General features: G+C 64.1%; 9 protein-coding genes and 2 pseudogenes. 9 read left to right on the plus strand and 2 right to left on the minus strand.

Translation table 11 applies throughout. The annotated features are described in order from the left end of the window. The 3 genes from OU682_RS22545 to OU682_RS24445 all read left to right on the plus strand — a co-directional run. The coding region (locus OU682_RS22545) for a hypothetical protein (protein WP_268944440.1) at positions 1-204 on the plus strand (204 nt) is incomplete at its 5' end. A 225-nt stretch (positions 205-429) separates the two neighbouring features. After that, positions 430-948 (plus strand): IS5 family transposase, encoded by a 519-nt coding sequence (locus tag OU682_RS22550; protein ID WP_371832302.1) that lies wholly within the window; start codon positions 430-432, stop codon positions 946-948. A gap of 4 nt (positions 949-952) precedes the next feature. Continuing rightward, the gene (locus OU682_RS24445; RefSeq protein WP_371832303.1) at positions 953-1,171 is read left to right on the plus strand and encodes a transposase; all 219 of its coding nucleotides are present in this window, start codon (positions 953-955) and stop codon (positions 1,169-1,171) included. Here the strand turns inward: OU682_RS24445 and OU682_RS22555 are convergent. Beyond that, positions 1,154-1,336 (minus strand): annotated as a pseudogene (locus OU682_RS22555) (IS3 family transposase); the annotation flags it as partial. The gene OU682_RS24445 and the pseudogene OU682_RS22555 overlap by 18 nt on opposite strands. A 180-nt stretch (positions 1,337-1,516) precedes the next feature. Beyond that, positions 1,517-2,164: a GntR family transcriptional regulator gene (locus OU682_RS22560; protein WP_268944442.1), complete on the minus strand. Its 648-nt coding sequence runs from the start codon at positions 2,162-2,164 to the stop codon at positions 1,517-1,519. 267 nt (positions 2,165-2,431) lie between these two features. Here OU682_RS22560 and OU682_RS22565 point away from each other — a divergent pair, with 267 nt between their 5' ends. The 6 genes and pseudogenes from OU682_RS22565 (at position 2,432) to OU682_RS22590 (ending at position 9,453) form a co-directional block, all read left to right on the plus strand. Then, positions 2,432-3,664 (plus strand): NRAMP family divalent metal transporter, encoded by a 1,233-nt coding sequence (locus tag OU682_RS22565; protein WP_268944443.1) that lies wholly within the window; start codon positions 2,432-2,434, stop codon positions 3,662-3,664. 16 nt (positions 3,665-3,680) lie between these two features. Then, positions 3,681-4,451 carry a LamB/YcsF family protein gene (locus tag OU682_RS22570; RefSeq protein ID WP_268944444.1) on the plus strand — a complete coding sequence of 257 codons (771 nt, stop codon included), beginning with the start codon at positions 3,681-3,683 and terminating at the stop codon, positions 4,449-4,451. Further along, on the plus strand, positions 4,451-5,233 hold the full coding sequence (locus OU682_RS22575; protein ID WP_268944445.1) for a putative hydro-lyase: 783 nt from the start codon (positions 4,451-4,453) through the stop codon (positions 5,231-5,233). The genes OU682_RS22570 and OU682_RS22575 overlap by 1 nt, the downstream gene beginning before the upstream one ends. A 2-nt stretch (positions 5,234-5,235) precedes the next feature. Further along, entirely contained in the window at positions 5,236-6,777 is a 1,542-nt protein-coding gene (locus OU682_RS22580; RefSeq protein WP_268944446.1) for a 5-oxoprolinase subunit B/C family protein, read from the plus strand. Then, positions 6,774-8,540: an acetyl/propionyl/methylcrotonyl-CoA carboxylase subunit alpha gene (locus OU682_RS22585; RefSeq protein ID WP_268944447.1), complete on the plus strand. Its 1,767-nt coding sequence runs from the start codon at positions 6,774-6,776 to the stop codon at positions 8,538-8,540. Before OU682_RS22580 ends, OU682_RS22585 begins: the two co-directional genes overlap by 4 nt. 185 nt (positions 8,541-8,725) lie before the next feature. Next, positions 8,726-9,453, plus strand: a pseudogene (locus tag OU682_RS22590) (IS5 family transposase). The last annotated feature ends 95 nt before the right edge of the window (positions 9,454-9,548 follow it).

Below are 9,548 nucleotides of genomic sequence, written 5' to 3' on the forward strand. Positions count from 1 at the left end.
TGCCGCCGGCTGGGTGGGTGTCAGTTCACCCGGAGATTACGCCGCCATCCAATTTCTACCACTTCCGAGACACGACCCAAGCGCCGATCTTATGGCGCGTACCTCGACGAATATCCTGAGCAGGATTTTGAAGATGCCGAAGCGTCGCGGAAGATAGCCGAGGAAGCGGGATTACCCCAGAAAAAGAACCATCTTCCCGAGTAGTCACACATGCGTCCGCAGGTCCGCCACTTCCTGTCAAGGAACGTAAGGTGATGACTATCCCCGCAAGAACACAGAACGGACGTGTTGACCTTACTGCAGCGAACGCCTTGGCAAATCCCCTCTGGCACAAGGGTTTGTTTGCAAGAGCATTCAGGCGGGCTTTCGGCCGGATCGGTAACTCTGTGCTAATCTTGCTTCCGATTGGGTTCGGCAGGGGAGCGTGTTATGGCGCATCTGTTCTGGCTTTCGGACGCAGCCTGGTTGTCCATCGAGCCGCATCTCCCGCGCGGCCTGCCTGGCAAACCGCGCGTGGACGACCGACGGGTCATCTCGGGCATTCTCCATGTTCTGAAGACAGGGTGCCGCTGGCGTGATGTTCCGGCCGCCTATGGTCCAGGCACCACCATCTATAACCGCTTCACACGCTGGTCGCATCGGCCGATCTGGCAACGCATGTTCAAGCGCATGGCAGCCGCAGGGCCGGTGCCGGAGGAGCTCTGCCTCGACAGCACCCACGTGAAGGCCCACCGGTCGGCTCAGAACACAAAAGGGGGGCTTGGTCGCAAGCGATCGGGATCTCGCGCGGCGGGCGACCAGCAAAGTCCATGCACTGGCCGATGCGTCACGGGCCGACCGGTCGCCTTTGCCGTGACACCCGGAAATATCCCGGACATTCATATGGCTGTTCCGCTTCTGGAGGGACTTTCCCCTCCCCAAAAGACTGATTGCCGACAAGGCCTATGATGCCATGAGCCTGCGTCGCTGGCTCAAGCGCCGGCGCATCAAGGCGGTGATCCCCTCCCTGGCCACGCGCACCTTTCCCTTTCCGCTCGATCGGAAAGCATACAAGCGGCGCAACGTCGTTGAGCGGATGTGGGGAAGGCTCAAGAACTGGCGCCGTATCGCCACCCGATACGACCGCCTGGCCCGTAACTACCTGGCCAGTCTGGCCGTTGCGGGCTTCTGATCCGGTCCCGAAGGCGTTCAGATAGACGCATTCGTATTTGAGCGAGCGCCACAGCCTTTCGATCATTCGGTCGTCGATGCAGCGACTGCGTCCGTCCATCGATATCCTCACCTTTGCGTCCAGCAGAACCTCGGTGAACCCAGTGCTGGTGAATTGCAAGCCCTGGACGTCCTTCTGTTTGTCAAGCGGCAAGGCAGGTCATGTTGATCTCTTTCTGACGGCGCCCGGCCACTGGAGGCGGCAAACTCCTCGGTCTCGTGGAAGACGAACTCGGCCTGCTCGGCCGGTTCCCCCCGGCCGCATGGCGGCCGAGCGGGTCGCCAGGTCGGCGGCGTTTGCGGCCAGCTAGCCCAGTCGGGCAAAGGCCGCCAGCACCACCCGTTCGGACTCGTCCAGGTATCGCGCCATCAGCGCCGCCGCATTGGTCTGACTTCCCGCCGCCAGCAGGTCCATGATCTCGCCGTTGCGATCGATATAGGGCTCGTGCAAACGCTCGGGGCTATCCAGCAAGCCGAAGGCCAAGCGCAGTTCCGCAATGATCTGTGCGAAGAAGACCTGCAGTCGGGCGCTGTCGGTCAGGGCGACGATGGCGGCGTGGAACTCCATGTTGGCGCTGCCGACACTGCGCCAGTCCTGCACCTCGCGCGCGGCTCGAGCCTTTTCGACGGCAACCCGCATCTGGGCCACCGCCTCGTGCCTGGGCCAGGCATTGGCAAGGGCTGGAATCTCGATCAGGCGGCGGACGCGATAAATATCGACGATGGTCGCCATCGAGGGCACGGCCACAAAGACGCCCCGATTTGGTTCGTGCCTCAGTAGCCCTTCGCGCGTCAGCAACCGGAACACCTCGCGCAACGTGTTGCGCGACACGCCCAGGTCGGCCGCCAGCCGTGTTTCCGACAGCCGATGACCGGGCGGCAGAGTGCCGCCAATGATGTCGTTGCGCAAGCGCGACGCCGTTTCCTCGGCCAAACCTGGCGGATCGATAACCATGTCATGCCCTTGTTTCATCATTGCAGAATGGACACGAGCCCGGAGCAAGGCAAGTAAGCGAGAGGTGATTTCCGTTCAAAGCTGCTTCTTGTGCGAACAAAAATCCGAATCTCAGCCCATCAAAAAGGCATTTAGTCGTGCAACAGTGAATGTGTTGTTCAACAATCATGATATGTATGTCACATCATCGTTGACAGATTGTCTTCGTCTTGTCACCTTTCACCTATTCGAAAAACGTTGATCACCCTTGCAGCAGGAGCATGACGGATGAACGCGTCCTCTACGACAACGGCCGCGAATGCCACCCTGCGGGGCGGATTTCTGGCGGCAATCTTCCTCATGGCGACCTCGGCCATCGGGCCGGGCTTCATCACCCAGACCGCGACCTTTACCGCCAAGCTGGGTGCAGCCTTTGCCTTTGCAATCCTTGCCTCGATCCTGATCGACTTCGTGGTGCAGCTGAACATCTGGCGGATCACCGCGCTGACCCGCAAGAACGCGTCCGAGACCGCGAATGCCGCGATCCCCGGTGCGGGCTATCTGCTGGCGATCCTCGTGATGGTCGGCGGGCTGGCCTTCAACGTCGGCAATATCGCCGGCGCGGGTCTGGGGATGAACGCCATGTTCGGCCTTGACCCCAAGATCGGCGGCGCGATCTCGGCCCTGCTGGCGATCGGGGTGTTCCTGTCCAAGCGCGCAGGACTGCTGCTGGATCGGTCGCTGATCGGCCTTGGCCTTCTGATGATCGCGATGACGCTGATCGTCGCCGTCACCTCGAACCCTCCGGTGGGCGAGGCGCTGCGCCAGTCGATCCTGCCGGACGTGATCGACTTTCCGACCATCACCACCATCGTGGGCGGCACCGTGGGCGGCTATATCACCTACTCCGGTGCGCACCGGCTGCTGGACAAGGGCCTTGTCGGCGAGGAGAACCTGGCTGCCGTCACCCGCGCATCGCTGACCGGCATCGCGGTCACGGGCGTGATGCGGTTCGTGCTGTTCCTGGCGATCCTGGGCGTCGTCACATCAGGCGTCACGCTGGATCTGTCCAGCCAGGCCGCGAACCCCGCAGCCCAGGCCTTTGCTTATGCACTGGGCGATTGGGGGATGCGGATCTTCGGCATCGTTCTGTGGGCTGCGGCCATCACGTCGGTCATCGGGGCGGCCTATACCTCGGTCAGCTTCCTGGTGGCCTTCATGGAAATGACCGAGCGTAGCCGCAACATCGCGACGGTCGCCTTCATCGCCGTCTCGCTGGCCATCTTCGTCGCCATCGGCACGGCCCCCGCCGCGTTGCTGGTTTTCGTGGGTGGCTTCAATGGATTGATCCTGCCCATCGGACTGTCGATCTTCACCTATGTCGGCTTTGTCCGGTCCGACCTGATGGGCGGGCACCATTACAATCGTCCGTTGCTGATCCTCAGCGCCATCGTCTGCGCGCTGACCTGGTACATGGGCTTCAAGTCCTTCGGCGCGATCTTCGCCTTCCTGGGCCTGTAAATCGAAAGGAGACAGGATGACCCGCACCATCGACCTGAACAGTGACTTGGGCGAGGGCTATGGCGCCTGGTCCATGGGCGACGACCCTGCGATGCTGGACATCGTCAGTTCCGCCAATGTCGCCTGCGGCTTTCACGCGGGCGATCCCCTGACCATCCGCGCCACGGTGGAGCGGGCGGTGGCGCGCGGCGTGGCGGTGGGGGCACATGTATCCTACCCCGACCGGGTGGGCTTCGGCCGCCGCCCGATGGATGTGACCAGTGTCGAACTGACCTCCGACGTGATTTATCAGATCGGCGCGCTCCAGGGGATCGCAAAGGTTGCCGGAACGCGGGTCACCTATGTGAAGCCACACGGCGCATTGTATAATACCATCGCGAATGATGCCCGTCAGGCCGATGCGGTCATCGCCGCAATCAAGGAAATCGATCCGACGCTGGTGCTGATGGGATTGGCCGGGACGCAAATCCTGACCCGCGCTGCCGATGCCGGACTTGCAACAGTGGCCGAGGCTTTCGGCGACCGCGCCTATACGCCCGAGGGCCAGCTTGTATCCCGCCGGGAAAAGGGCGCGGTCCTGCACGACGCCGATGCCGTTGCCGCCCGCATGCTGCGGCTTGCCACCGAAGGAATGATCGAGGCCATCGACGGGTCCATCCTGCGCCTGCAAGCCCAGAGCATCTGCGTGCATGGAGACAGCGCCGGCGCGGTAGAGATGGCCCGCCGCATCCGCGAGGAACTGGTCGCGGGCGGCGTCAATGTCACCCCCTTCACAAAGGCTGCCTGATGCGTCCCGATCCCGCAAGCGCCGCTGCCGCCCGCTCGGCCTGCCGTACCACCGTTGCCCCGACCGCAGGAATGGCGCCGGGCTTCACACAGTGCAACATGATCTCGCTGCCTCGCGATTGGGCGTGGGATTTCCTGCTCTACGGTCAGCGCAATCCCAAGCCTTGCCCGGTTCTCGACGTGACCGACCCCGGCAGCCACCGCACCGCACTGGCGCCCGAGGCGGACCTGCGCACCGATATCCCGCTCTATCGCATCTGGCGCGATGGGGTGCTGACCGATGAGGTGGCGGATGCCACTGACGCCTGGGCCGAGCATCCCGACCTGGTAAGCTTCCTGATCGGCTGCTCCTTCACCTTCGAGACGCCCTTGCAGGCTGCGGGGATCGAGGTGCGCCATATCACGCAGGGCTGCAACGTGCCGATGTATCTGACGAACCGCGCCTGCCGCGACGCGGGGCGGTTGCACGGGCAGATGGTAGTGTCCATGCGGCCCATCCCGGCGGACCGGGTGGCCGAGGCCGCAATGATCACTGGCCGCTTTCCGGCGGTCCACGGCGCCCCGGTCCATATCGGCTCGCCCGAGGTCCTTGGCATCGCCGACCTGTCGCGACCCGATTTCGGCGACCCGGTCGAAATCCGGGCGGGCGAGGTGCCGGTTTTCTGGGCCTGCGGTGTTACGCCGCAGGCGGCCGTGATGGCCTCGAAGCCGCCCTTTGCCATCACCCATGCGCCGGGGCACATGTTCATCACCGACATTCCCGACAGCCAGTGGCAGGTCTGACGATGCGCTTTCTTCCCGTCGGCCCCCGCACGCTGCTGGTCGAACTGGCCGATCTGGACACCACGCTTGCGCTGTTCGACGCATTGGGGGCCGACTCGATTGAAGGTGTCACCGAGATCATCCCCGCTGCGCGCACGCTGATGATCCGCGTGGCACCCGGCTTTGCCGCCGATGGTGCCTTGGCCGCTGCGATCCAGGCCCGCCAGCCTGCGCCCGGGACGGTGCGCCAGGAAGGTCCGGCCGAGGTGGTCGAAATCCCCATGACTTATGACGGCATCGATCTGGCCGATGTTGCGGCGCATCTCGGCTTGTCCGTGGCCGAGGTGATCGCCGCGCATCAGGCTGCGACCTGGCAGGTGGCCTTCTGCGGCTTTGCGCCGGGCTTTGCCTACATGACCTGCGATGACCCTCGCTTCGGCTTGCCGCGCCGCCCTGCGCCGCGCACCCGCATCCCCGCGGGATCGGTCGCCTTGGCGGCACGGTTCTGCGGCATCTATCCGCAGGACACGCCTGGCGGCTGGCAGCTGATCGGCACGACCAGGGTGCCGATGTGGGACCTGTCGCGCGATCCGCCTGCGTTGCTCCGCCCTGGTGTCCGTACACGTTTCGTCGAAGGAGTGGCCGAGATCCATCCATCGTCCGCGATGGCGGCACCCCAGGGGCAGCCTGCACTGACCGTGCTGCAGACCGCCTTTCCGCTAGTCTTCCAGGACGAAGGGCGTCCGGGACAGGGCGGGCAGGGGGTCTCGGCCTCGGGAGCGCTGGATATGGGTGCGTTGCACCGGGCGAACCGGGCGCTCGGCAATCCCCCGGGCGCGCCGGTGCTGGAGATCACCCTTGGCCCCGTGCGGCTGCGGGCGGAACAATCAGTGACGCTGGCGTTGACCGGCGCGGCGCAGGCCCATGTGGCCGGCCACACCATGCCCGCAACCTTTGCCCTGGATGCGGGGGATGAGGTTCTGATTCCGCCTCCTGCCGCAGGGATGCGCAGCTATCTGGCCTTGCGCGGCGGCTTCGACGTGGCCTTGGTGCTGGGATCTGCCGCAACCGACACGCTGGCCTTCGTCGGTCCCGAGGCGCTGACAAATGGCGCGCGTCTTTACGCTGCGAACAACCTTGCGACAGCCGTTGCCGCGCCCGAGGATCAGCTTGCCCTGCCGAAACCGGGCGACATCGTCGAACTGCCCGTGACCCTCGGCCCCCGCGCCGACTGGTTCACGCCCGACATGATCGCGCATTTTCTGTCCCAGGACTGGCTGGTCACACCCCAGTCGTCGCGCGTGGGTATCCGCCTGGAAGGCGCGTCGGTCACCCGTGAGGACGCATGCGAACTCCCCTCGGAGGGAACAGAACCCGGTGCCATCCAGATCCCCCATTCCGGCCAGCCGGTGCTTTTTCTGGCCGACCATCCGCTGACCGGCGGCTATCCGGTGATCGCCACGTTGCTGCCGTCCGCGCTTGATCTGGCAGGCCAGATCCCGCCCGGCGCACGCATCCGCTTTACCGCCGCCGCTCCCTTCCACGACATAAAGGTCCAGCCATGACCCTTTTCGCCACCGGCCCGACCCTGCCCCTGAACCGTCTGTTGATCGCCAACAGGGGAGAGATCGCCGTCCGTATCATCCGCGCCTGCCGTGACGAAGGGATTGAAACCGTCGCCATCTATGCCGATGCCGACCGCGACGCGCCCTTTGTAAGCATGGCCGACCAGGCCTTCGCACTTGGCGGCGACAAGCCTGCGGAAACCTATCTGGACGCCGCCAAGATCATCGCCATCGCGCGGAGTGCGGGCGCGGATGCCATCCATCCTGGCTACGGCTTCCTGTCGGAAAACGCCGATTTTGCCCAGGCCGTGCAGGAGGCGGGCCTAATCTGGATCGGCCCGGATCCCGCCGTCATCACCGCTCTTGGCGACAAGATCGAGGCCCGCCGCATTGCCGAATTGGTCGGCGCTCCCCTGGTCGCGGGCACTCCCGGCCCGGTCGAAACGCCTGCCGATGCCTTGGTCTTTGCTCGCCAGCACGGGTTGCCCATTGCCATCAAGGCGGCCTTCGGCGGCGGTGGGCGCGGCATGAAGGTCGCCTGGCGCCTGGAGGAGGTCGAGGAACTGTTCCAGTCCGCCACCCGCGAAGCGCTGACCGCCTTCGGACGCGGCGAATGCTTTATCGAGCAGTTCCTGGACCGCCCCCGCCATATCGAGGCGCAGGTGCTGGCCGACAAGCACGGTACCGTCAAGGTGATCGGCACGCGGGACTGTTCCCTGCAACGTCGCAACCAGAAGCTGGTCGAGGAAGCGCCCGCGCCCTTCCTGACTGACGAACAGCGCGGGCGCATCCACGACAGCGCCCGCGCAATCTGCGCCCATGCGGGATACAGCGGCGCGGGGACGGTCGAATACCTGCTGTCGGCCAACGGCACGATCTCCTTCCTCGAGGTCAACACGCGGCTTCAGGTCGAACATCCAGTGACCGAGGAGACCACCAGCATCGACCTGGTGCGTGGTATGATTGCGGTTGCCCGGGGTGCGAAACTGGCCGACGACAGCGTGCCCGAACCGCGCGGCCATTCGATCGAGTTTCGCATCAATGCCGAGGATGTGGCGCGCGGCTTCCTGCCCACGCCTGGCCCGATCTCGGTCTTCGATGCACCGTCAGGCCCCGGGATTCGGCTGGACAGCGGGGTGACCTCAGGATCCGTCATTCCTGGCAGCTTCGATTCCATGATGGCCAAGCTGATCGTGACCGGCGCCACCCGTGCCGAGGCTTTGTCCCGGGCCCGACGCGCTCTGGCGGAATTCCACATCGAAGGCGTGGCATCGGTCCTGCCCTTTGACCGCGCCGTGCTGGACGCTCCAGACTTCCGGGCCGAGGATGGCGATTTCCGCGTCCACACCCGATGGATCGAAACCGATTTCGCGGAAAGCCTTGCCCAGGCGGTGAAGCCCCATGCCCGCGTGACGCCTGCGAACCCCCCGGCATTGCTGCGCGTCGCCATCGAGATCGACGGCAAGCGCCATGAGCTTGGCTTGCCTGTAGGAATCATGGCGACGACGCCCGGCGCGCCTGCGGCCGCCGAGGCGCCACCCGAGGCAGACGAGGCGGCCGTCACTGCTCCCGTCCCCGGCACCCTTACCGCCTGGCAGATCGAGGACGGCGCAGCGGTCGAGGCCGGTCAGGTCATCGCTGTAATGGAGGCGATGAAGATGGAGACCCGCGTCGAGGCTCATAGAGGGGGCCGGCTGCAGCATTTCGCCAAGGCAGGCGAAGTGCTGGCCTTCGGCGCACCTCTGGCTCGGATCGAAGGATAGCCCTTCTCATACCAAACGCCTTGATCTCTGACTCGCACGGGATTCCCCTCGACCTGAAAATCTGAATCATGGACCTCTAGGGTCTGGGCCCATTAATCGGCTTGCGGACCCCTTGGCTGCATGATTCACACTCCCGAACTGATAGGGGCGTGATGAGCAATCTATTCTGGCTGACCGACGAGTAGATGGCGCGTTTGCGGCCGTTCTTTCCGAAAAGCCCCGGCAAGCCGAGGGTCGATGACCGACGCGTCCTGAGTGGGATAATCTTCATCAATCGCAATGGATTGCGGTGGTCAGATGCGCCCGGCGAGTATGGCCCGCCGAAGACGCTCTATAATTGCTGGAAGCGGTGGAGCGACATGGGGGTCTTCGCACGGATCATGGAGGGGCCGGCTTCCGAGGGCACCGAACAGAAGACCATCATGATTGATGCAACCTATCTCAAGGCGCACCGCACGGCTTCGAGCCTGCGGTTGAAAAAGGGGGGCGTGGCAGGCTGATCGGTTGCACAAAGGGCGGCATGAACACCAAGCTGCATGCCGTTACGGACGCCAAGGGGCGCCCGATCAAGTTCTTCATGACCGCCGGCCAGAGACGGCGATTACATCGGTGCAGCTGCATTGCTGAGCAGTCTGCCCGAGGCCGACTGGCTGCTTGCCGATCGGGGATATGACGCCGACTGGTATCGTGAAGCCTTGCAAGACAAGTGTATCACGCCCTGCATTCCGAGCCGGAAGTCATGTGGCACGCCCGTCAAATACGACAAGCGCCGCTACAAGCGACGCAATCGCGTCGAGATCATGTTGGGCAGGCTCAAGGACTGGGGGCGCGTGGCAACCCGGCTCACGACAGGTGCCCCAGGGTCTTCCTCTCCGCCGTCGCCCTCGCAGCCACCGTCTTGTTCTGGCTCTGAAACTCAATGAGTCTGGAGCCTAGCACTACTTTGGCAGATTATTGCTGATCCGATAGTCTCTGACTTCAAGGTCGACGTTTTGAGTGATTCATAGG

This window comes from Paracoccus benzoatiresistens, from assembly GCF_026913015.1.
GTDB classification, from domain to species: domain Bacteria; phylum Pseudomonadota; class Alphaproteobacteria; order Rhodobacterales; family Rhodobacteraceae; genus Paracoccus; species Paracoccus benzoatiresistens.

Excerpts from the sequence above, each read along its gene's own strand:
- OU682_RS22550 (WP_371832302.1), top strand. The coding sequence starts at position 430 with ATGGCGCATCTGTTCTGGCTTTCGGACGCAGCCTGGTTGTCCATCGAG.
- OU682_RS24445 (WP_371832303.1), top strand. The coding sequence starts at position 953 with ATGAGCCTGCGTCGCTGGCTCAAGCGCCGGCGCATCAAGGCGGTGATC.
- OU682_RS22560 (WP_268944442.1), bottom strand. The coding sequence starts at position 2,164 with ATGGTTATCGATCCGCCAGGTTTGGCCGAGGAAACGGCGTCGCGCTTG.
- OU682_RS22565 (WP_268944443.1), top strand. The coding sequence starts at position 2,432 with ATGAACGCGTCCTCTACGACAACGGCCGCGAATGCCACCCTGCGGGGC.
- OU682_RS22570 (WP_268944444.1), top strand. The coding sequence starts at position 3,681 with ATGACCCGCACCATCGACCTGAACAGTGACTTGGGCGAGGGCTATGGC.
- OU682_RS22575 (WP_268944445.1), top strand. The coding sequence starts at position 4,451 with ATGCGTCCCGATCCCGCAAGCGCCGCTGCCGCCCGCTCGGCCTGCCGT.
- OU682_RS22580 (WP_268944446.1), top strand. The coding sequence starts at position 5,236 with ATGCGCTTTCTTCCCGTCGGCCCCCGCACGCTGCTGGTCGAACTGGCC.
- OU682_RS22585 (WP_268944447.1), top strand. The coding sequence starts at position 6,774 with ATGACCCTTTTCGCCACCGGCCCGACCCTGCCCCTGAACCGTCTGTTG.